The sequence below is a fragment of the Nocardiopsis sp. NPDC006139 genome (genome assembly GCF_040614155.1).
GTDB lineage: Bacteria > Actinomycetota > Actinomycetes > Streptosporangiales > Streptosporangiaceae > Nocardiopsis > Nocardiopsis changdeensis.
Map to the genome: position 1 here is coordinate 92,226 of NZ_JBEXTT010000021.1, position 21,479 is coordinate 113,704.

Genomic DNA, 21,479 nt, shown 5'->3' on the forward strand with positions numbered 1-21,479 from the left:
CGGCCCCGCGGCGGCCGTACGCTACCGCCATGGAACTCCAGCAGATGCGCTACGTGGTCGCCATCGCCGAGACCAACAGCTTCACCCGGGCCGCCGAACGCTGCCTGGTCGCCCAGTCCGCGCTCAGTCACCAGGTCGCGCGGCTGGAGCGGGAGCTGGGGGCCAGGCTCTTCGAGCGCACCAGCCGCCGGGTGCGGCTGACCGCGGCCGGGGCGGCCTTCCTCCCCGAGGCCCGCCGCTGCCTGGAGGCCGCCGAACGCGCGGCGGCGGAGGTCGCCGCCGCCGTCGGCGAGGTGCGGGGACCACTGGAGGTGGGCCTTATCCCCACCGTCGCCGCGGTCGACGTCCCCCGCGCCCTGCGCGACTTCCGCCGCAGGTACCCGCAGGTGCGCATCGGCCTGCGGGTGGGCGCCAGCGACGACCTCGTCGAACAGGTCAAGGCGGGCGAGATCGAGGTGGCCTTCCTGGGGCTGCCCACCACCGCCCGGCCCCAGGGCGTCAACGTCCGCGAGCTGGGCCGGGACCGGCACGTCGCCGTGGTCGCCCCCGACCACCCGCTGGCCGAGGGGACGGAGGTGAGCCTGGAACGGCTGGTCGACGAGGTGTTCGTCGACATGCCCGCGGGGACGGCCGGGCGCGTCCAGTCCGACCAGGCCTTCGAGGCCGCGGGCCTGGACCGCGACGTCGCGTTCGAGGTGAGCTCGGCCGAGTACATGGCCAGGCTGGTCGGGGAGGGGCTGGGGGTGGCGCTGCTGCCCGCCGCCTATGTGCCGCAGCTGACGGGGGTGACCACCCTGGAGGTCACCGACGCGACGGGGCGCGTGGAGTACGTCGTCTGGGCGCGGACCGGGACCACGCCCGCGGCCCGCGCCTTCCTCGACATCATCGACACCGCCGGCGCGGCCGCGGACTGAATCCGCCGTCCGGGCCCGCCTTCCGGTTTCGCCGTCCGGGCCCGCCGCCCGGACCCGTCAGGCGGGTCCGCCGCCCGGTCCTGCCGTCCGGTCGCGCCGCTCGGGCTCGTCAGACGGGTCCTCCGGCCGGTCCCACCTTCCGGTTCCGTCAGCGCACCCGCACCCGCACCCGGGCCCACGGCCCGCATCCACAGCCCGCGTCCGCGGCCCGCACCGGTGTCAGCGGGTGCGCAGCCACGCCTCCAGGGTCAGCAGCCCCGGGTGCCGGGCCCGCAGCGCGGCGAGGTCGGCCCGGAACCCCTTGCCGTTGATCCACGCGTACATCTTGGCGACCTCCGGGCTCCGCTCCCGCAACCCGGCGTCGGACAGCCGCTCGAAGCGCGTCGGAACGCCGTCGGCCGCGGCGAACACCTCGGCGATCCGCCGCACCGGGAGCTCGTCCCCGGCGATGTCGATCCGGCGGCCGGTGAACTCGGCGGGCGCCCCGAACACCGCCGCGGCGATCCGCCCGATGTCGGCGAGCGCGATCAGCTGGAGCGGGGTGTCCGTGTCCAGGGCGACCGGCACGACCCGCTCCCCGGCCCCCGCCGACTCTCCGCCCCCGTGGTCCGGCCGCGGCAGCGCGTACCGCCAGTTCTCCATGAAGTACACCGGGCGCAGCACCGTGGCCGGGACCCCCGCGGATTCCACGTACGCCTCGATCTCCGCCTTGCTCTCGAAGTGCGCCACCCCCGACCCCTGCCCGGCGGCCGCGGCCGAGGTGTAGACCAGGTGGGCGGCTCCCGCCGCGGCCGCCGCGTCGGCGACGTTCCGGCCCCTCCGCACCTCCGTGGCCGGGTCGGGGGCGGCCAGGTCGCAGGGCTGGACGCTGAAGACCCCGTGCACGCCCCGGGCCGCCGCGCGCAGCGACCCCGGATCGTCCAGGTCGCCGGCGACCGGTTCCGCACCCAGCGCGGCCAGGGCCCGGGCCGCGGGGGCCTCCGGGGAGCGGACCAGGGCGCGCACGCCCCATCCGCGGTCGAGCAGGGCGCGGGCGACGGCGCCGCCCTGGCCGCCGGTCGCGCCCGTAACCAGAACGGTCCTCTTCTCCTGCACGCCGATTCCCTTTCTCCTTTTGTTGAATTTCCGGGACCAGCATCCCGGGGAACCTCCGGGCGCGTCCAATATCCTTTTTTCATTCCAGCGATCGAAAAAGCGGATGGACGGCGGCGGGATCCCCGGAACCGGGTCCGGTTCGGTAGCGTGGGCTCCCGCCGCACCCCCAGGAGGACCCATGTCCACCCCGCCCGCGCCGGTCCGCAACTGGGCCGGGAACCTCACCTACGCCAGCCCCCGCATCCACCGGCCCGCCGACCCCGAAGCCCTGCGCGCCCTGGTCCGCGACGCCCCCCGGATCCGGGCGCTGGGCAGCGGCCACTCCTTCAACCGGGTCGCCGACTCCGACCACGACCTGGTGCGCCTGGACGGCCTGCCCCGGGAGATCGACGTGGACCCGGGGACCGCCACCGTCACCGTCTCCGCCGGGACCCGCTACGCCGAACTCGCCGCGGAGCTGCACCGGCAGGGGTTCGCCCTGGCCAACCTGGCCTCGCTGCCGCACATCTCGGTGGCGGGGTCCTGCGCCACCGGCACCCACGGGTCCGGGGACCGGCTGCGCTGCCTGGCCGCCGCGGTGCGCGGGCTCGAACTCCTGGGGCCCGGCGGGGAGACCGTGCGGCTGGGCCGGGAGACCGACCCGGAGGTGTTCCCGGGCGCGGTGGTGGCCCTGGGGGCGCTGGGCGTCGTCACCCGGCTCACCCTGGAGGTCGAACCGGCCTTCGAGGTGTCCCAGAGGGTCCGCCTCGACGTGCCGCTCGCGGAGGCCGCCGCCGACTTCGACGCGGTGTTCGGCGCCGCGTACAGCGTCAGCCTGTTCACCGACTGGAGCGGGGACACCGGCCGGGTCTGGCTCAAGCACCGCGTGGGCGAGCCGGAGGGCGCCTGGGCGGGAGGGCGGTCCGCGGACACCCCGCAGCACCCGGTCCCGGGGATGCCCGCCGGGCCGGCCACCGAGCAGCTGGGCGCGGTCGGCCCCTGGTCCGAGCGGCTGCCGCACTTCCGGTCCGGGTTCGCGCCGAGCGCGGGGGAGGAGCTGCAGTCCGAGTTCTACCTGCCGCGGGCGGCGGCCGCCGAGGGCTTCGCCGCCCTGCGCGGCCTGGGGGAGCTGATCGCCCCGGTTCTGCACGTCTCCGAGGTGCGCACGGTGCGCGCCGACGACCTGTGGCTCAGCCCGGCGTACGGCCGCGACTCGGTGGCGTTCCACTTCACCTGGCGGCGGATGCCGGAGGCGGTGGCCCCGGTGCTGGCGGCGGTGGAGGAGCGCCTGGCGCCCCTGGGGGCGCGGCCGCACTGGGGCAAGCTCAGCACCCTGCCCCCGGCGGACGTCGCCGCCTCCTACGAACGGGCCGCGGACTTCGCCGGGCTGCTGGAGCGGTTCGACCCGGAGGGGAAGTTCCGCAACGCCTTCACGGACGCGTACTTCCCCCGGGCCTGAGGCTCCGGTCCCACCCGGACCCGAGGACCCCGTCCCGAGGCCCCGCTCGAATACGGGGCGCGGTGACCCCCGCACCGAGCCCTCCCCGGTCCTGAGGCCCCGATCACACCCGGGACCCTCCCGCCCCGCCCCGGGGCTCAGCCGTCGATACGCACGCGGCGGGACCCGCCGTCGGACAGGAACGCCGACAGCTCCTCGGCCTGTTCGGCGACGGCGTCCCGTTCCGCCGCGGTGAGCGGGCGCAGCGGGGCGACGGACACGGTGTCGTCCCTGCTCGTCCAGGTCGCGGTGACCCGGCCGTCCACCAGCACCACGCGCTCGCCGGCCACCGACAGGCCGCGGTGCTCGTCGTCGATGATCCGGCCGCGGTACTGGTAGCCCAGGACGGCGTTGTCGAACGCGGGGAGGAACCGCACCGGCGCGGGGGTGCCGGGGTCGGGCAGCGGGGCGCCGGGCAGGTCCAGCAGCTCGCGGCCGTTCGCGTCTCGGAAGGACACCAGCTCGTCGCGGACCGCGGCCACCGCGGCGGGCAGCCCGGCCACACCGCACCACGCGCGCAGGTCGCTGGAGGTGGCGGGCCCGTAGGCGGCGAGGTAGCGCCGCACGAGCTCCCGGCCGACCGGGTCGGTGCCGCCGGGGTCGTGGGGGGCGGGCTCGCGGCCGGTCCAGTCCGACAGGAGCGCGACCCGCACTCCCCCCTTGGTGCGCCACAGTCCGCGCGGCGGGGTCTGTACGACCGGGATCAGCGCGGAGACCAGCATCTCGCCCAGCGCCCGCCGGTGCCCGCCGGGCCAGCGGTCGATGACCGCGTCGACGAGTTCGGCCGTGGTGCGGGGCTCGCCGTCGGCCAGCACCGCCCGGCCGGCGGCCTCCAGCTCGTCCAGGTCCACGCCGTCGAGTTCCCGGCGGTAGACCCCGGTGACCTTCTGGCGCAGCATGGTGTCGAACCGGGAGCGCCAGGCCAGCACGTCCTCCGCGACCATCAGGTGGATGGTGCGGCGCATGAGGGGGAGCCGCACCACGCGGCGTCCGGCCAGCAGGTCCGACAGCGCCGGCGCCTCGAACCCCCGCAGCCGGGACCACAGGCCGACGAACGGCTCCTGCGGCTCCTGGGCCTGGAGCCCGCACAGGTGGGACACCATGTCCAGGGCCGACCGGTCGGAGGGTTCGAGCAGGCCCTGCCGGGCGAGCGAGGCGCGGTTGAGCGCCCGGTCGTCCAGAACGGTCATGGCGTGTACCTCCGTGCGTCCCTCCCGGCCCGCGCCGGGACGCCGCGTCCCCCGCGGCCTGGGACCACCCTCGCAGGCGAAGAGGTCAGGTCCGGTCCTCTACTCCCGTGCGGTGTCCCACCAGTCGAGGACGCGCAGGGCGTGGAAGGTGAGCCCCCTGGACGGCTCGCCCGGCGGGGCGTCCACCTCGAACCACACCCGGCCCTCGTACCGCTGCCGCTGGTGCCAGGTGCCGTCGGCGTCGCGGGCGGCGCGGATCAGCCCGACCGCCTCGGCCAGCCGCGGGTCGGGCGCGGTGCCGTCGTGCAGGGACGCCGCGCGGAAGTGGTCGACGGCCCTGAGCACGCTGTAGTGCCAGCGGAACGGGTAGGCGAGGTGCGTCGCCCACGGGTGCGGCTCGCCCGTGGACAGCCGCCGGAACAGGGCGCGTTCGAGCAGGTACTCCTGCGCCGCGTGCCGGGCCTCGCGCAGGGCGGCGGTACCGCCCGTGCGGACCTCGTGGTCGAGGATGTCCCGCACGGAGTTCAGCGTGGAGTGGAACGAGGAGCGGGTCGCCCCCTCCACCCACATGCAGTTCCAGCCGCCGTCGGCGAGCCGGTGCCGGGGGAACCAGTCGGCGATCGCCGACACGTCGGCGCCCAGCCAGGCGCCGTTGGCCAGGGTGTAGGCGTTGATGCAGGCGTCGACCTCGCCGCTCCAGTACGGAAGGTCCTCGTACTCCCAGCGGGCGTTGCGCGCCAGCAGGCCCGCGGTGTCCGGCCGCAGCGCGCCGGGCTCCACGCCCCATTCGCGCAGGGCGTTGAGCGACCAGGTGGTGGCCGTCCAGGGCTGGCCGGGTTCGTCCCGGGAGGCGTCCGCGGGGAAGTAGGCGCCGCCCGCCCACAGGCCGTCGGGGTCCTGGCGGGCGAGCAGCGCCGCGCCGAAGCCCTCGTGCGGGACCCGGGCGCGGGTGGCCCGCCACACCTCCTCCGGGGCGCGCGCGAGGTCGCGCTCCACGCGCCAGCGCAGGCTCGGGTCGGAGTCGAGCAGCCAGTCCAGGACAGGGGTCTCCACCATGGGGGGAGGCTACTCCGGGGCGGCGACGAAACGGCTCAGGGGCGCAGGAGGTGGTCCCCGGCGAGCACGATCGCCTCGCGGTGGGTGCGGCCCGGGTGGTCCACGGCGATGAAGTGGCGGCCGATCGCCAGCGCGAACGCCAGGGTGCAGCGCGCCTCGACCTCGTCCGGGTCGTCGATGAACCCCGCGAACATGGTGCGCAGGAAGTCCATCCGCACGTTGTCGACCCGGCGCAGCCGCTCGGCGACCGCCGGGTCCTGGCGGGCCCACTCCCGGACGGCGAGGTCGATCCGGTGCAGCTCGTCGGTGAAGGTCAGCAGCCCGGCGCGGCGGATCTTCTCCGCGGGGCTCCCGCCCTCGGCCTCGACGCGGGCCAGGACGTCGTCGGTGCAGCGGCGCTCCCACTCGTCGAGGAGTTCGGCGAGCAGGGCGGGCCGGCCGTCGAAGTACCCGTAGAACCCGCCCTTGGTCACGCCGAGCCCGGCGGCCAGGGTCTCGACCCGGACCGCGTCCGGGCCGCCCCGGGCGAGGGCGTCGAGTCCTGCTTCGATCCAGCGGCCGCGCGGGGTGCGGGCGGTGGGCGGCACCTTCTCACCACCCCCGGGATGTCGTGCTCATGATGTGTACGCTACCGTACAAAAGAGATATACGGCTGCGTATAGAACGGGGGGCCGCCATGGCCCGGCGTACGATCTCCGACCACACCGCACACCCCTGGCGCATCCACGACCTGGCCCCGGACTTCGAGGTCGAGGACGTGTGGGCGTTCCGCACCCCCGGAGCGGGCCCCGGCGACTTCCGCGTTGCGGTGGAGGCGATCCGCTCGTCCGGCGGGATCGGCCGGATGCCCCCGGCGGTGCGGTTCCTGTTCGCCGTCCGGTGGCGGCTCGGCGGGCTCCTGGGCTGGGACGACCCGGGGTCGGGCGTGGGCGGGCGGGTCCCCTCGCTGCGCGACCGCCTCCCCGACGACCTGCTCGCCGCGCCTCGGGGGGAGGACCGGGACGACATGCCCCTGAAGGCGGTCTACGAGACCGACACCGAGGCCGTCCGCGAGCTGGCGAACCGGACCGTGCACACCCTGATGCACCTGGGCTGGGCGCGCGGGGCCGACGGCGACCACGAGCTGCTGATGGCCGTCCTCGTCAAACCCAACGGCCGGTTCGGGCGGCTGTACATGGCGGCCATCGCGCCCTTCCGGCACTTCATCGTCTACCCGGCGCTGACCCGCGGCTGGGAGCGGGCCTGGGCCGAGCGGAACGGAGGGCCGGCATGACCGGGCGGGCGGAACAGGACACGGCGGAGCGAACGGAGCAGGGCATGGACACGGCACCGAAGGCGAAACGGAACGCGCGGACCGGCAGGGGGCCGCTGCTCTGGGGGAGCGGCATCATGATCGTGCTGGGCGTCGGGCACCTGGCCCTGCTGGCGTTCGTCGACGGCGCCGTCATCGCGGCCTGGGCGGAGCGGGGCCTGTGGGCGGCCGTCCCGCTCGACCTCGGGGGCGGCGCGGAACCGACGGCGGCGCAGCTGCAGAACTCGCTCACCTTCTGGGCCGGCCCGGGGAGCTTCTCCGTCCCCCTGGTCCTGTTGGGGGCCTTGATCCGGCACCTGGTCGGACGCGGGGTGCCCGTCCCCTCGTGGGTGGGCTGGGGGACCGCGGCGTGGTGCGTCGCCGGCGGCGTCCTGCTCGTGCCGTCGCCCTACTTCCTGGGCGCCGCGGCGGGCCTGCTCGTCGTCCTCGGGGCGCGGCGGGACCGGCTCCGGGAGTCCGCGGCCGCCGCGTGACCGGCCCCGGACCGGCCGCGCCGGCCGCACCGGCCGCCCCGACCCTACGGACCGCACCGGCCGCACGGGTCGCCCCGACCCCACGGTCCGCGCGGGCCGCGGTCGGTCCGGGCCGTTCGGGAACCCGCCGCGGGTACGGCCTCGTTGACTCTTGCGAGGGAGCCGGGTTCCGGGCCGCGAGGCGGCCTCCGCCGCTCTCCGGGAAGGACGCGTCATGGTCTTCAGGTACCTCCTCTCGGTACTCGGGACCGGATGTCCCAAGGTGGACACCGTGCTGGACGACCCGCACCGGCGGCCCGGCGAGCTGCTCCAGGGGCGCCTGGAGCTGACCGGGGGCGAGCTGGACTGGGAGGTCGCCGAGGTGGCGCACGTCCTCGTCGCCCGCTTCGGCGACGGCGAGGAGTCGGAGTTCGCCCGGGTGCCCCTCATGGGCGCAATGACCCTGGACGCGGAGCGGCGGCTGGTCGTGCCGTTCGCCTACCGGGTCCCCTGGGCCGCGCCGCCGACCCGCCTGGACGGGACCGACCTGGCCGGGGTCGAGCTGGGCCTGCGCACCGACGTCGTCATAGACGACGCCCTCGACGAGGGCGACCTGGACCCGGTGTACGTCCACCCGCTGCCGCTGCACGAGCGCCTGCTGGAGGGGATGGAGCGCGCCGGGTTCGAGCGGCGCGGCGGGCACGCGGCCCGGGGCGGCCTGCCCGGCGACCCCGGGAGGGCGCGCTTCCACCGGGCGCTGCGCTACACCGACGGCACCGTAGACCTGGACCTGCTGCTGTCCACCGCCGAGGAGGGCGTGGCGGTGGCGTTCGCGGCCGACGGGATGCTGGCGGAGTACGCGGCGGGCCGGGCCGAGCCCCGGTGGTTCCACGCCCGCCACGAGGACGCCGACCGCGAGGACTGGCGGCGCCGCGTGGGCGAGTGGATCGGGTACACCCTGGACCGCGACGGCGACGGCGAGGCGTACGCGCGCAAGGGCGGCGCGGAGGGGTGAGCCCGCGGGCGCCCTCCGGCCCGCCGACGCCCTCCGCCGACCCACCGGTCCCCGCGCCCTGTCGGAGCCCTCCGGCAGGATCGGGGCCATGACCGAGGACACCTTCTGGCTGCTGGTCGACGAGGGCCGCGCCGCCGCCCCCGGCCCGGACCCCGGCGGCGACCACCTGGCCGACCACCTCGTCGGGCTGCTGTCGCGCGGCCCGGTGTTCATGATCACCGGCTTCGCCGAGCGGCTCTCCGAGGCCCTGTACCGGCTGGACCGCCGCGAGTACGGGGAGGACCTGTCCTCCGACGCGTTCCTGTACACCCGCGCGGCGGTCGTCGCCGACGGCCGCGCGGCCTACGAGGAGGTGCTGGCCGACCCGGTGCTCTTCGCCCCCTACGCCGAGGAGCTGATCTGGGCCGAACCGCTGCTCTACGTCCCGGACCGCGCCTACAAGGATTTCACCGGCGAGGAGTGGCAGCGCGAGACCCGGTACTCCTACGAGTCCTACTCCAACCGCGGGGGCTGGACCGGCGGGGCCTGAGCCCGGAACTCCGCGGGGCCGGTGACCAGGGCGACCACCGTGGTCCCCGGGCGCAGGCGGCCGCGGGCGGCCAGGTCGTAGATCCCGGCGAGCATCTTGGCCACGTAGACCCGCTCCGGCTCCAGCCCGTGCCGGTCCCGGAAGTCGTCGATGAACGCCCGCAGCCCGTCCGGGCACCGGGCGTACCCGCCGAAGTGGTAGCCGGTCTCGACCTCCCAGTTCCCGCCGGACACCCCCGCCTCCCGCTGGAGCCGCCGCACCTCGTCGGCGAGGAAGCCCCCGCCCTTCAGCACCGCGAACCCCAGAGCCCGCCGCCCCGGGCCCAGCCCGGCGGCGACCCCGGCGAGGGTGCCCCCGGTGCCGCAGGCGCAGCACAGCACGTCGAAGTCGGTGTCGATCTCCGCGGCGACGGGCACGCACCCCAGCACCGCCTCGGCGTTGCTGCCGCCCTCGGGCAGCAGGTGGAAGTCACCGAACCGCTCGCGCAGCCCCGCGATCACCCCGGGCGTGTGCTTGTTCCGGTAGGTCGCCCGGTCCAGGTGGACCAGCCGCATCCCCTGGGCCGCCGCGTACTCCAGCACGGGGTTGAGCGGCCGGTGCTCCTCCCCGCGGATCACTCCGACGGTCGCGAACCCGCAGGCCCGGCCGGCGGCGGCCACCGCCCGGATGTGGTTGGAGTAGGCGCCGCCGAAGGTCAGCAGGGTCGCGGCCCCGGCCTCGTGCGCCCGCACCAGGTTGCGGTGGAGCTTGCGCCACTTGTTGCCGGGCACCTCGGGGTGGATGAGGTCCTCCCGTTTGATCAGCAGCCGCACCCCGCGCAGCCGGGGGTCGCGGACCTCCTCCAGCGGGGAGGGCAGTCGGGCCGTCAGGTGGCCGCACCCGGTGGACTCCATCCCGCCAGCGTAGGGACCCCGGCGCGGGCGGCGGGACCCGGTCCCGGGGCTCCCTATCCTGGTGGCCATGGCAGAAAACGCCGGCCGGACGCCGTTGAGCGGGGAACTCGCCCAGCGGGTGGTCGATCTCATCGCACCGACGATCAGCCACAACATCAACGTGATGGACGAGCACGGCACGATCATCGCCTGCCTGGACCCCGAACGCCTCGGCACCCTGCACCGTGGCGCCCAGCGGGTCATCGCCGAGGGCCGGCCCGTCCTCATCACCTCGCCCGAACCCGGCACCTCCGACCGGCCCGGCGCCAACGAGCCGCTGGTCATCGACGGCGAGCTGCGCGGCGCCGTGGGCATCACCGGCGACCCCCGGGAGGTCGCCCCGCTCGCCCGTGTGGTGGCGCTGACCGTGCAGCTGCTCATCGCGCAGGAGGACGAGCAGGACGCCGCCACCCGCCGCCACACCGAGGCCCGCGACCTCATCGCCGCCCTGGCCTCGGGCACCGCCTCCGCGGAGTCGGCGCGGGCCCGGTTGGCCGCCGCGGGGCTGGCCCCGCCCTGGTCGCTGGCGCTGTGGACGGCCGGGGCGCCCCGGCCGGACGCGGCCGCGGCCCCGCCGCCGCTGGCCGACACCGCGGTGGCCCGGCTCAACACCGATCTCGGCCACCGGTCGGCCGTGCTGCACGGCGCCCTGTGGCTGGTGGGCTCGGGGGCGGCGCCCGACCTCCCCCTGCCCGCCGGCGTCCGGCACACCGCCACCGAGCCCACCGACGACGTCGAGGCGCTGCTGGCCCACGCCGAGGAGTCGCGGGCGCTGTGCCGCTACGCCGGGCTCATCCCGGTCCTGGGGGACACCGAGCCGTGGTCGCGCGACATCGCCGTGGCCGTGGCCCACCTGCCCCGGCGCAGCCTGGAGCACCTGGCCGGGCGCGCGTCGGTGCTGAGCGAGGCGCAGCGGCGCACCCTGCTGGCGGTGGCGACGACCACCTCCATGCAGGCGGCGGCGGACTCGGTGTACGTCCACCGCAACACGCTGCTCCAGCGGGTGGAGCGGATCCGCGCGACCACGGGGGCGGACATCCGCCGCGCCGACCACCTGGCCGCGTTGCAGATGGCTCTCTACGCGCGTGAAGCCTTGTGCGTTTCGCACACAGACTGAACAAGAAGTCACAGGAAGTCTGGGCGAGACGACGTCGAATCGCACGGGGTTTCTTCTTAGGCTCTCCGACATGTCCAACGCGTTGCACGTACATGACCAGGACTTTCCCGTCCGTGTCGCCATCGTCCCGGACTCCTTCAAGGGCAGCGCCCGGGCCGTGGACGTGGCGGCGGCCATGGAGAGGGGCGTCCGCGACGCCTTCGGCGCGGCGGGCATCGAGGCGACCGTCCACACCCTCCCGTTCGCGGACGGGGGAGAGGGGACCCTCGACGCGCTCCTGGGCGCCTGGGGCGCCGAGGCGCTCACGGTGGACACCACCGACGCCCTCGGCCGACCGGTGCGGGCCCGCTACGGCCTGTCCCCGGACGGCCGGACCGGGGTCATCGAGGCGGCCGAGGCCAACGGCCTGCCGCTGGTCTCCGACGTGCCCCTGCGCCCGCTGACCGCCACCACCCGGGGTATCGGCCCCCTGGTCACGGCTCTGCTGGACGCCGGGGTCGAGGAGATCCTCCTGTGCATCGGGGGATCGGCCACCACCGACGGCGGCACCGGCCTGCTCCGCGCGCTCGGCGCGCGCCTGCTGGACCGGGACGGGCGGGAACTCCCCGACGGGGGCGGGAGCCTCACCGAACTGGACCGGTTGGACACCTCCGGGCTCGATCCGCGCGCCCGGGCCGTACGCTGGCGCATCGCCTGCGACGTCACCAACCCCCTCGTCGGCGACCGGGGGGCCGCCGCGGTCTTCGGGCCGCAGAAGGGCGCCGGCCCCGACGACGTGCGCGTTCTGGACGCCGGGCTGGACCGCCTGGCCGAGGTCCTCGCGCAGGCCACCGGCGAGGACGTCCGCGACCGCCCGGGCCTGGGGGCCGCGGGCGGCCTGCCCGCCCCGCTCACGGCGCTGCTGGGCGCCGAGGTCGTCCCCGGGTCCCGCATGGTCGCCGACGTCCTGGACGCCGAACGCCTCATGGCCGCCGCCGACCTCGTCCTGACGGGGGAGGGCCGGTTCGACGGCCAGTCCCTGGGCGGCAAGGTCGTCGACGCGGTCCGCCGACTCGCCCCGGCGGGACGCCCCGTCGTGGTCATCGCCGGAGACGTCTCGGTCACCCCCGAGGAACTCCGGCGGTCGGGCGTCACCGCCGCCTTCTCCACCGCCCGGGGCCCCCGCACCCTGGAACGGATGAGCGAGGAGGTCCTCGCCGACATCGAGTGGACGACCTCCAACTGCTGCCGGCTCCTCGCCCACCACTTCGCATCCCGCACGCCTAAGGAACACCGACCGTGACCTCGTTGCTCATCCTGCTCGTCCTGGTGGCGGCCATCGTGCTCGTCACCGCGCGCTGGAAGGTCAGCCCCTTCCTCGCGCTCATCGGCGCCGCCCTCATCGGGGCCTTCGCCTACCGCATCCCGATGGGCGAGGTCGTCACCACCGTGACGACCGCCTTCGGCAACACCCTGGGCAACATCGGCCTGGTGATCCTGTTCGGCACCATGATCGGCGTGATCCTGGAGCGCTCCGGCGCCGCGATCGCGATGGCCGAGGCGCTGATCAAGGTGCTCGGCACCCGCTTCCCGAACCTGACGATGTCCCTGATCGGCTACATCGTCTCCATCCCGGTGTTCTGCGACTCCGGCTACGTCATCCTCAACTCGCTGCGCAAGGCCGTGACCCTGCGCACCGGCGTGTCCACCCTGGCCACCTCGATCGCGCTGATGACCGGCCTGTACGCCACGCACACCATGGTCCCGCCGACCCCGGGCCCGCTGGCCGCCGCCGAGAACCTCGGCGTCTCCGACAACCTGGGCATGATCATCGCCCTGGGCCTGCCGGTGGCCGCCGTCGCCGCCGTCGCCGGCCTGGTCTTCGCGAGCACGTTCTCCCGCAAGGAGTTCACGCCGCTGCCCGCGGAGAACGACGACGACCTCACCCGGCAGTCCTACGAGGAGCTGCGCGAGAGCTACGGCCGGCTGCCCGGCGCCTTCGTCTCGTTCCTGCCGATCGTGGTGCCGCTGGCTCTGATCTGCACCTCCTCGATCGTCAAGCTGCCGAGCCGCCCGCTCGGCGAGGGGGTCGCCTTCGACGTCCTCGGCTTCCTGGGCACCCCGGTCATCGCCCTCATCATCGGCCTGGCCGTCGCCGTGCTGCTGCTGCGCGGGCACGGCAAGCTGGAGCGCTTCAACGACCACGTCCAGGAGTCGATCCGTGTCTCGGCCCCGATCCTGCTCATCACCGGCGCCGGCGCCGCCTTCGGCGGCGTGCTGGCCGCCTCGCCGCTGACCGGGTTCCTGTCGGACAACCTCAGCGGCCTGGGCCTGGGGCTGGCGGTGCCGTTCATCATCGCCGCCGCGCTCAAGACCGCGCAGGGCTCGTCCACGGTGTCGATCGTCAGCACCTCGGCCCTGATCGCGCCGATGCTGGGCTCCCTCGGCCTCGACTCCCCGGAGGGGATGGTCCTGAGCGTGCTGGCGACCGGTGCCGGAGCGATGGTCGTCTCGCACGCCAACGACTCCTACTTCTGGGTCGTCTCCCAGTTGAGCCGGATCCCGGTGGCGACCGCCTACCGGACCCTCAGCGTGGCGACCGCCATCGAGGGCACCGCGGCCTTCGCGACCATCTGGGTGATCGGGCTCTTCCTGCTCTGACCCCGCGTCCGTGAGCTTCGGGCCCCCGCCGTACGGCGGGGGCCCGAAGCGTTCTCCGGAGCCGTCCGGGGCTCCCTCACACGCCCGCCCGCAGGGGCGCGAGGGGGCAGTACTCCCCGAGCAGGCGGCAGACCGCGCCCAGTGCGGCCACGGCGGCCGCCGTGACGGCGAGGACGCCGCCGAACGGCGCGGGCAGCTCCATGGCCAGCACGAGGACGCCCATCACCAGGACGAAGACCCCGAAGCCCCGGCGCAGCGCGGCTTCGGGCACCCGGGAGGCCAGGCGCGTGCCGACCAGCGACCCCGCCACGGCCGCGGCGGTGACGGCGGCGACCAGCGCCCAGTCCGGGCTCACCGAGGCCAGGTAGCCGGTGAGCCCCGCGAAGGACTTCATGGCGATCACGAGCAGGGAGGTCCCCACCGCGACCGGCATGGGCAGGCCGCCGAGCAGTGCCAGGGCGGGCACCACGAGGAAGCCGCCCCCGGCGCCCACCAGCCCGGTCACGGCGCCGACGGCCAGGCCGTCGGCGAGGATGCGCCACAGCGGAGGCTCTCCGCGCCGCTCCCCGCCCCCGGCGGGGGACCCTCTGCCCCGCAGCATGGCGGCGGCGGTGGCGACCATCATGAGCGCGAAGGCCACCATCAGGACGGTGCCGGGTACGTGCCCGCCCGCCAGGCCGCCGAGGAAGGCGCCCCCCATGCCCGCGGCGCCGAAGAGCAGCCCCGTACGCCAGCGGACGTTGCCGCGGCGGGCGTGGGCGAACGCGCCGACCAGCGAGGTGGCGCCGACCACGACCAGCGAGACCGCGATGGCCTCCTTGGGCGGCAGGCCCGCGACGTAGGCCAGCAGCGGGACCATCAGGATGGACCCCCCGCCGCCGAGCAGCCCGAGCGTGAGGCCCACCACCGCGGTGAGGCCGACGACGAGGATCATCGGGAACTCCACACTTCACTCCTTCCGTGGCCGGGACCGGGGCCGCCGGGGCGGCCCCGCCCGGACGGGGCCGCGATGGTCAGGCCGCCGTTCCGGCCGCCGCGGCGCCTCCGCGCGCCCAGTCCGCCCAGCCCGCGTAGCTCCCGTCGAGTTCGACCACGTCGTATCCGGCGCGGCGCAGGGCCGAGGCCGCCACGGAGTTGCGCACGCCCGCCTGGCAGTAGGTCACGATGGTGCCCTCGTCCGGCAGTTCGTCCAGGTGCCACAGGACCCGTCCGGCGCTGAGCCGCCGCGAGCCCGGGATGTGCCCGGCGGCGTGCTCGGCCCGGTCGCGCACGTCCAGGAGGAGCGCCGCCCCCGCGTCCTCCAGGTCCGCCGGGGCGACGACCGCGGGCACCGCCGCTGGCAGTCCCTCCAGGGTGGTGGTGTAGCCGCCGACGCGGTCGATGCCGACCCGCAGCAGGTGGTCGCGCACGTCCCGGGCGGTGTCCGCGTCGGGCACCAGGAGGACCAGCGGCAGGTCCTCGGCCTCGGGGTCGTACGCCCAGGCGCCGTAGGTGGCGGCCTTGGCCGGACCGGGGATGTTGAGCGCCCCGGCGACGGTGCCCCGGTGCACCTCGGTGTGGGGCCGGGTGTCCACGAGGACCGCTCCGCCCGCGCTCAGGGCCGCGGCGATCTCCCCGTTGTCCAGCTCCCGCGGCGGGTCGAGCGGGCCGAGGACCCTCGGGCCCCGCCTGTTCTGCCGCTTCATCCGGGCGAAGTAGGCGTGCGCGTCGGGCTGCCCGTCGAGGAGCTCCGCGACGAACCCCTCCTCGTCACCGTCGCGGAGGTAGGGCGCCCACCAGGCGTTGAGGCGCTCGTACCCGACGGTGGTGGACGGCAGGGCGCCCAGGGCCTTGCCACAGGCGCTGCCGGAGCCGTGCCCGGGGTGGACCTGGACGTGGTCGGGCAGTGCCAGGAAGACGTCGCGCAGGCTCGCGTACAGCAGCCGCGCGCCCTCGAACCGGGTGTCCTCCCCGCCCGCGGCCTCGTCCAGCAGGTCGGGTCGGCCCAGGTCCCCGGCGAAGACGAAGTCGCCGGAGAGCAGGTAGCCGGGGTCGTCGCTGAACGCCCCGTCGGTGACCAGGAACGACAGGTGCTCCGGCGTGTGTCCGGGCGTGTGGCGGGCCCTGACCGTGATGTTGCCGACGGTGACGGCGTCCCCGTCGCGGAGGCGCTCGGCCTCGAAGCCGTACTGCCAGTCCGGGCCGCCCTCCCCGGAGACGTGGACGGTGGCGCCGGTCGCCGCCGCGAGTTCGCGGGTGCCGGAGAGGTAGTCGGCGTGGATGTGGGTCTCGGTGACGGCGACGATCCTCATACCGTGGGACCGGGCGAGGTCGAGGTACACGCCGATGTCGCGGCGGGCGTCGACCACGACCGCCTCCCCCGTCGCCTGGCAGCCGATGAGGTAGCCCGCCTGGGCCAGGTCTTCGTCGTAGATGCGTTCCAGCAGCATGGTTCCTCCTGGGTGTGGTGCGGTTCGCTCCCCGGGTACTCCGGGGGGTATGCGGTGGAGCCGGTGCGGCCCCGGTGGTCCGGAAGCGCTCCGGGTGGAAGGGGCGGGCCGTCAGCCGCGGGCGCCGAGCCGCGCGAGCGAGTCCTCGATGTCGATCCGGTTGCGGGGCCGGTTGTAGGGCAGCCGGGCCAGGGCCATGCCCATGGCGCAGGTGTCGGTGACGGCGGCGAAGGCCAGGCCGGCCCCGACGAACCCGGCGACCGCCACCGCGGGCGGCCACAGCAGGGAGGCGAGCACGGAGGCCAGCACGGCACCCCCGGCGACCAGGCGGACCTGGCGCTCCAGGGACCAGCGGGCCCGTCCGCGCACGACCGGCGCGCCCTGGGCCTCCCACGCGTTCATGCCGCCCTCCATGACGACGGTGTCCGCCAGTCCGGCGGCGGCCAGCCTGTCCTGGCACTGCCGGGCCCGGTGCCCGGACTGGCAGACGAGGACCAGGCGGCCGCCGGCGTCGGTGACGATGCGCTCCAGGTGCGCGTCCACGCGCTGGAGCGGCAGGTTGATCGCGCCGGGGATGTGCGAGCCCTCGTACTCGGCGGGGGTGCGCACGTCCACGAGCAGGGTGTCGGGGTCGGTCTCGACCAGGCTGCGGACGCTGTGCACGGCGATGGTGCGGTCGGTCATGTGTCTCCTCGTGGTCGGTGTCCGGGGAGGCCGGGTACGCCCGGGGGTATCCGGGAGGCGGATGTCTCCCCGGGGCGCGCTGGAACGGGGCCGTTCCCCGGTCCGCGGCGCACGGGCTGAAAAGTACCCCGGGGGGTATGCGGAGGGCGCACGTGTGCGCCGACCGGGAACCCCCGGGGGTATGCGGAGGGTGTGCCCGTGCCCCGGTTCGGGGACGCGGGCACGCCGGACCGGCGGACCCGCCCGCGTGGGCGGGTCCGTCAGGCCAGGGCCAGGAAGAGCTTCTCCAGCTCGGCCTCGCTCATGGGCGGCTCCTCGCCGCGCTCGCGGGCCGCGTTGCAGTGCCGCAGGCCCGTGGCCACGATCTTGAAGCCGGCCCGGTCCAGGGCACGGGAGACCGCGGCCAGCTGTTGCAGCGTCTCGGTGCAGTCCTCGCCGTTCTCGATCATCGTGATCACGGCGTTGAGCTGGCCCTGGGCCCGCCGCAGGCGGGTCAGGGCGTCTCCGAGCATCTCCGGTTTGAGGTCCATGCTCATCCCCTCTCGCCGCCCAACATACCCCCGGGTGTATGTCGCGTCCAGTCCGGAGGGAGGCGGGTGACCCGTTCCACGGCCTCCGGGGACGCCGGTCACCGGTGCTCCCCGGGACGGCCGACGGTCGCGCTCACCGCGTTGGCCGCCACCACCGCGGCGATGGCCGCCCAGTCCGGCCAGGCCGGTCGCTGGCCCAGGACCACGAGTCCGGCCAGCGCCGCCATCACCGGGTGCACGCTCATGAACAGGCCGAAGAACCGGGCGGGCACCCGCCTCAGCGCGTACAGGTCGCCCAGGAACGGCACCGTGGAGGACAGCAGGCCCGCCGCCACCGCGCACCCCAGCGCCGCCCACGTCGGCGGCTGGTGCCACAGCACCCACACCCCGACCGGGAGGAAGGCCAGCGCGGAGACCCCCGCCGCGGCCGCCGACCCCTCGATCCCCGGCACCCTCCGCCCGACCGTGCGGTTGAGCAGGATGTACGCCGCCCAGCAGGCCGCGGCCGCCAGCGCCAGCACGACTCCCAGGTGGTCGCCGCTGGGCTGCGGCCGCATCAGCACGGCCACCGCGCCCCCGGCGGCCAGCGCGCACACCAGGTCCGTCCACCGGCGCGAGGAGGCCAGGGCCACCGCGAGCGGGCCCAGGAACTCCAGGGTCACCGCCAGCCCCAGCCCGATCCGGTCGACCGCCGAGTACAGCGACAGGTTCATGCACCCGAAGACCAGGCCCATCGCGACGACCGGCCGCCACTGGTCCCGGGTCAGCGTCCGGAGCCGGGGGCGCCCCACCGCGAACAGCACCGCGGCCGCCACCCACTGGCGCACCGCCACCACCCCGGCCGGGCCGATCACCGGGAAGGCCAGCGCCCCCAGCGAGGCGCCCACCTGGTTGGACACCCCGCCGCCCAGCATCACGGCCACACCGGCCAGGCGCCCGCGGCCGTCCCGTCCCGCGCCCGCCGGGCGCACCTCCGTCGACGTCTCCATGCCCGGATCATGCGGTCCGGCCGCGCATGCGCAAAATGCATGCGACGCCCCTCGCATACGCTGATCGTATGGATGTCGAGCTGCGTCACCTGCGCTGCCTGGTCGCCATCGCCGACACCGGGACCTTCACCGACGCCGCCCTCCACCTGGGCGTCTCCCAGGCCGCGGTGTCCCGGGGCCTGGCCGCCCTGGAACGGGCGCTGGGCACCCGGCTGCTGCACCGCACCAGCCGCGAGGTCACGCCCACCGCCGCCGGGCGGCGGGTGCTGGCCCGCGCCAGGACCGTCCTGGCCGAGGTCGACGACCTGGTCACCGAGGCCACCAGCGGCCACCGCCGGCTGCGCCTGGGCCACGCCTGGTCGGCGGTCGGGCGGCACACCCGCAGGTTCCAGCGGCTGTGGGCCGAACGCCACCCCGACGTGGAACTGCACCTGGTCCGCACCAACACCCCCACCGCGGGGCTGGCCGAGGGCGCCTGCGACCTGGCCGTGGTGCGCGCGGCCGTGGACGGGCGCCAGTTCGACGGCGCGGTCGTGGGGCACGAACGCCGTGTCTGCGCCATGGCCTCCGACGACCCCTGGGCCCGGCGGCGCTCCGTGCGCCTCGCGGAGATCGCCGACCGGCGCGTCCTCGTCGACCGCCGCACCGGCACCACCACCGCCCACCTGTGGCCCGCCGACCGGCGGCCCGCGCTGGAGCACACCCAGGACATCGACGACTGGCTGGCCGAGATCGCCACCGGCCGCTGCGTCGGCATCACCGCCGAGGGCACGGTCGCCCAGTACCGCCGTGACGGGGTCGTGTTCCGGCCGGTGCGCGACGCCCCGGCCATCCCGGTCCGGGCGATCTGGCGGCCGCACGACCCACACCCCGCCGCCTTCGCCGCGGTCGCCCTGCTCGCCGAGGTGTACGGGCAGGCGCCGCCCCCGCTCCCCGCCACGGCGGGACGGGCTACGGCTTCGGGGTGAGCCGGCCCAGGCCGGACAGCGCGCCGGTGACGTCGGCGCCGCCGCCGTTCAGGGCCGAGTCCAGGAAGGCCAGGCAGGCCGCCTCGGTGATCCGAGCCGTCTCCTCCCGCCCCAGCGACCCCACCAGGGAGGGCAGGGGCGGCAGCAGGAACGGGGAGTCGCTGAACCCCAGGTGCGCCGTTCCCGGCACGGTGAGCTCGTACCCGGGTCCGGCGGAGGCCGCGAAGGCCGCGTCCAGCTCCCGGGCGTAGCGGGCGTCGCCCTCCTCGCTGCCGGTCCCGGACGCGGCCACCAGGGCCAGCAGCGGCTGCGGGAGGGAGGCGTCGGCGGACAGCCGCGGCAGGCCGTCCAGGTTCACGACCGCGTGGTAGCGCGGGTCGTCCTCGGCCGCCAGCAGGGCGGCCGCCCCGCCCAGGGAGTGCCCCGCCACGGCCACGCGGCCGGGGTCGGCCAGCCCGGCCGGCGGGCCGCCGTCCGCCTCCAGCAGCCGGACCAGTGCCAGGTCCAGGTCGGCGGCGCGGATGTCCGCCCACTCCCGGGCCAGCCGGTCGTCCCGTGCCGGGTCGCCGGTGGCCGCCACCGCTCCGCGCACCTCGGTGCCGTCGTCGAGGACCACCACCGCCGAGTCGTAGGGGTGGTCCAGGGCCGCCACCACGTAGCCGTGGGAGGCCAGGCCCTCCGCCCACACCGTGTTCTGGGTGCGCACGCCGCCCAGCCCCGGGGAGAAGAGCACCACCGGGTGCGGGCCTGCGGCGGGCGCGGCACCGGTGACCGCTCGGGCGCGGGCGGCGGCCGCGTCGGAGAACACGAACCCCGGCAGGCCGAACCCCGCGGCCAGCCCCTCGGCCACGGTCTCCGCCTCGGCGGCGTCGCGCCCCAGGTAGGCCGATGGCGCACGGTCCCCGGCGCCGTCCGGGGCGGCCGGGTACCAGACCCGGGCCACGACCACCCGGTGGTCCCGCGGGTCGTCGGTCCAGGTCTCCTCCCGGTCGGGGTCCTCCCACTGCACGGTGACCGCGCCGACCGGGTACGGCCCGGAGGGCTCGGGGAAGGCCGGGACCGGGACCGACCAGGCGGCCAGCCCGCCCGCCCCCGCCGCGCCCAGGCAGGACGCCAGGACCAGTGCCGACGCGGCGGCCCGCAGGGCCGGGCGGCGCACCGGCCGCGGCCCCCGCAGGCGCAGGGCCCCCAGGAGGAGGGCGGCGAGCGCGCCCGCAGCGATCGGGAGCCACTGCCAGCGGGGTCCGGCCGGGACCCCGGCCGCGGTGCAGGCCGCCACCAGGGCCATCCCCGAGACGACCGCCGGCCGGCGGACCCGCTCCGGCAGGCACAGGGTGAGCAGCAGCAGGGCGATCGCCCCCAGGAGCAGGGCCTCCGGCCAGGTCATGGACGTCCCCTCGGGTCGCGCCGGACCGGCCCCGGCGGCGGTCCCGCGATGACACTACGAGCGGGTGCGGGAGCGGCGCATCGGCCCCGGGGAGGTGGTCGCAGGCGCGGGCCCCGACGATCGTCGCCGACGAAGGTCGGCCGCACGGGCGGGCCCCGGGACCCCGCCCGGACGGCGGCCGGTTCCCCGGCCGCCCCGTGGCGTTCCGCGATCCCTCCCCGGGGCACTGGTGTACTCGCAGGCAGCGGCCGGCCGGCGGCCGCGGACGAGAAGGAGGAGCACCCCATGGAGTTCGCCGAGCACCAGCAGGAGATCCTGCGCAAGCCCGCGTTCGGGCACGTGGCCACCCTGGGACCGGACGGTGAACCGCAGGTCAGCCCGGTGTGGGTCGACTGGGACGGGGAGTACCTGAGCTTCAGCCAGACCACCACCCGGCAGAAGCTCAAGAACCTCGCCCGGGACGGCCGGGTGGCGGTCTCCGTCCTCGACCCCGACAACCCCTACATGTACGTGGAGGTGCGCGGAGTGGTCGACCGGGTGGACGAGGACCCGGACAAGTCCTTCATCGACCGGATGGCCCACAAGTACCTCGGCACCCCGTATCCCTGGCACAGTGACGAGGAGAGGCGTGTCGTCGTCCGCGTCCGCCCCGAGCGGTTCGTCGGACGCTGACCGGACACGCGGTCCGCCGGGCCGCACGGTGGGCGCCGGGCTCGGGAGAGGAGCGTTACAGGTGACCGGGGAACGGAGGGAGGAGGAGCGG

22 protein-coding genes are annotated in these 21,479 nt (G+C 75.7%); 11 read left to right on the forward strand and 11 right to left on the reverse strand.

The window, feature by feature from the left end; translation table 11 throughout:
• Positions 1-29: 29 nt before the first annotated feature.
• Positions 30-914: a LysR family transcriptional regulator gene (locus tag ABZ249_RS24780; protein WP_355267254.1), complete on the forward strand. Its 885-nt coding sequence runs from the start codon at positions 30-32 to the stop codon at positions 912-914.
• 219 nt (positions 915-1,133) lie between these two features.
• Here ABZ249_RS24780 and ABZ249_RS24785 read toward each other — a convergent pair whose 3' ends face one another.
• On the reverse strand, positions 1,134-2,009 hold the full coding sequence (locus tag ABZ249_RS24785) for an NmrA family NAD(P)-binding protein (protein WP_355267257.1): 876 nt from the start codon (positions 2,007-2,009) through the stop codon (positions 1,134-1,136).
• A gap of 178 nt (positions 2,010-2,187) precedes the next feature.
• Between ABZ249_RS24785 and ABZ249_RS24790 the strand changes: the two genes are divergently transcribed.
• Entirely contained in the window at positions 2,188-3,447 is a 1,260-nt protein-coding gene (locus ABZ249_RS24790; protein ID WP_355267263.1) for an FAD-binding protein, read from the forward strand.
• 137 nt (positions 3,448-3,584) lie between these two features.
• Here the strand turns inward: ABZ249_RS24790 and ABZ249_RS24795 are convergent, their stop codons facing one another.
• The 3 genes from ABZ249_RS24795 to ABZ249_RS24805 all read right to left on the reverse strand — a co-directional run bounded on the left by ABZ249_RS24795 (position 3,585) and on the right by ABZ249_RS24805 (position 6,319).
• Positions 3,585-4,676, reverse strand: a complete 1,092-nt coding sequence (locus ABZ249_RS24795) for a winged helix DNA-binding domain-containing protein (protein WP_355267266.1) — start codon at positions 4,674-4,676, stop codon at positions 3,585-3,587.
• 99 nt (positions 4,677-4,775) lie between these two features.
• The gene (locus tag ABZ249_RS24800) at positions 4,776-5,732 is read right to left on the reverse strand and encodes a squalene cyclase (RefSeq protein ID WP_355267269.1); all 957 of its coding nucleotides are present in this window, start codon (positions 5,730-5,732) and stop codon (positions 4,776-4,778) included.
• A gap of 35 nt (positions 5,733-5,767) precedes the next feature.
• Complete coding sequence (locus tag ABZ249_RS24805) at positions 5,768-6,319, reverse strand: TetR/AcrR family transcriptional regulator (RefSeq protein WP_355267272.1); 552 nt, start codon at positions 6,317-6,319, stop codon at positions 5,768-5,770.
• Between the two features lie 89 nt (positions 6,320-6,408).
• On the opposite strand from ABZ249_RS24805, the gene ABZ249_RS24810 reads away from it, so the two are divergent.
• The 4 genes from ABZ249_RS24810 to ABZ249_RS24825 all read left to right on the forward strand — a co-directional run bounded on the left by ABZ249_RS24810 (position 6,409) and on the right by ABZ249_RS24825 (position 9,040).
• Positions 6,409-7,005, forward strand: a complete 597-nt coding sequence (locus ABZ249_RS24810; protein ID WP_355267275.1) for a DUF2867 domain-containing protein — start codon at positions 6,409-6,411, stop codon at positions 7,003-7,005.
• A gap of 44 nt (positions 7,006-7,049) precedes the next feature.
• On the forward strand, positions 7,050-7,517 hold the full coding sequence (locus ABZ249_RS24815; protein WP_355267278.1) for a DUF6463 family protein: 468 nt from the start codon (positions 7,050-7,052) through the stop codon (positions 7,515-7,517).
• Between the two features lie 214 nt (positions 7,518-7,731).
• The gene (locus tag ABZ249_RS24820; protein WP_355267281.1) at positions 7,732-8,511 is read left to right on the forward strand and encodes a sporulation protein; all 780 of its coding nucleotides are present in this window, start codon (positions 7,732-7,734) and stop codon (positions 8,509-8,511) included.
• 88 nt (positions 8,512-8,599) lie between these two features.
• Positions 8,600-9,040, forward strand: coding sequence for a DUF4240 domain-containing protein (locus ABZ249_RS24825; RefSeq protein WP_355267284.1), 441 nt, complete (start codon positions 8,600-8,602; stop codon positions 9,038-9,040).
• Here ABZ249_RS24825 and ABZ249_RS24830 read toward each other — a convergent pair.
• Complete coding sequence (locus tag ABZ249_RS24830) at positions 9,004-9,933, reverse strand: pyridoxal-phosphate dependent enzyme (protein ID WP_355267287.1); 930 nt, start codon at positions 9,931-9,933, stop codon at positions 9,004-9,006. The genes ABZ249_RS24825 and ABZ249_RS24830 overlap by 37 nt on opposite strands.
• Before the next feature lie 67 nt (positions 9,934-10,000).
• Between ABZ249_RS24830 and ABZ249_RS24835 the strand changes: the two genes are divergently transcribed.
• From ABZ249_RS24835 to ABZ249_RS24845, 3 genes are all read left to right on the forward strand, one after another.
• Positions 10,001-11,089: a sugar diacid recognition domain-containing protein gene (locus ABZ249_RS24835; RefSeq protein ID WP_355267290.1), complete on the forward strand. Its 1,089-nt coding sequence runs from the start codon at positions 10,001-10,003 to the stop codon at positions 11,087-11,089.
• A gap of 70 nt (positions 11,090-11,159) precedes the next feature.
• Positions 11,160-12,371 (forward strand): glycerate kinase, encoded by a 1,212-nt coding sequence (locus ABZ249_RS24840; RefSeq protein WP_355267292.1) that lies wholly within the window; start codon positions 11,160-11,162, stop codon positions 12,369-12,371.
• Positions 12,368-13,729 (forward strand): GntP family permease, encoded by a 1,362-nt coding sequence (locus ABZ249_RS24845; protein WP_355267295.1) that lies wholly within the window; start codon positions 12,368-12,370, stop codon positions 13,727-13,729. Before ABZ249_RS24840 ends, ABZ249_RS24845 begins: the two co-directional genes overlap by 4 nt.
• A gap of 76 nt (positions 13,730-13,805) precedes the next feature.
• Here ABZ249_RS24845 and ABZ249_RS24850 read toward each other — a convergent pair whose 3' ends face one another.
• The 5 genes from ABZ249_RS24850 to ABZ249_RS24870 all read right to left on the reverse strand — a co-directional run bounded on the left by ABZ249_RS24850 (position 13,806) and on the right by ABZ249_RS24870 (position 18,361).
• On the reverse strand, positions 13,806-14,675 hold the full coding sequence (locus ABZ249_RS24850; RefSeq protein WP_355267298.1) for a sulfite exporter TauE/SafE family protein: 870 nt from the start codon (positions 14,673-14,675) through the stop codon (positions 13,806-13,808).
• Between the two features lie 67 nt (positions 14,676-14,742).
• A complete protein-coding gene (locus ABZ249_RS24855) occupies positions 14,743-16,158 on the reverse strand; it encodes an MBL fold metallo-hydrolase (protein WP_355267301.1) in 1,416 nt (471 codons plus the stop codon).
• Positions 16,159-16,269: 111 nt separating this feature from the next.
• Complete coding sequence (locus tag ABZ249_RS24860; protein ID WP_355267304.1) at positions 16,270-16,842, reverse strand: rhodanese-like domain-containing protein; 573 nt, start codon at positions 16,840-16,842, stop codon at positions 16,270-16,272.
• A gap of 260 nt (positions 16,843-17,102) precedes the next feature.
• A complete protein-coding gene (locus tag ABZ249_RS24865) occupies positions 17,103-17,372 on the reverse strand; it encodes a metal-sensitive transcriptional regulator (protein WP_220563631.1) in 270 nt (89 codons plus the stop codon).
• A gap of 98 nt (positions 17,373-17,470) precedes the next feature.
• Positions 17,471-18,361, reverse strand: a complete 891-nt coding sequence (locus ABZ249_RS24870) for an EamA family transporter (protein ID WP_355267307.1) — start codon at positions 18,359-18,361, stop codon at positions 17,471-17,473.
• A 68-nt stretch (positions 18,362-18,429) separates the two neighbouring features.
• Here ABZ249_RS24870 and ABZ249_RS24875 point away from each other — a divergent pair, with 68 nt between their 5' ends.
• Complete coding sequence (locus ABZ249_RS24875; protein ID WP_355267310.1) at positions 18,430-19,329, forward strand: LysR family transcriptional regulator; 900 nt, start codon at positions 18,430-18,432, stop codon at positions 19,327-19,329.
• On the opposite strand, the gene ABZ249_RS24880 is transcribed toward ABZ249_RS24875, so the two are convergent.
• Positions 19,313-20,716 (reverse strand): dienelactone hydrolase family protein, encoded by a 1,404-nt coding sequence (locus tag ABZ249_RS24880; RefSeq protein ID WP_355267313.1) that lies wholly within the window; start codon positions 20,714-20,716, stop codon positions 19,313-19,315. The genes ABZ249_RS24875 and ABZ249_RS24880 overlap by 17 nt on opposite strands.
• Positions 20,717-21,001: 285 nt before the next feature.
• On the opposite strand from ABZ249_RS24880, the gene ABZ249_RS24885 reads away from it, so the two are divergent.
• The gene (locus ABZ249_RS24885; protein WP_355267316.1) at positions 21,002-21,388 is read left to right on the forward strand and encodes a PPOX class F420-dependent oxidoreductase; all 387 of its coding nucleotides are present in this window, start codon (positions 21,002-21,004) and stop codon (positions 21,386-21,388) included.
• Positions 21,389-21,479: the final 91 nt, after the last annotated feature.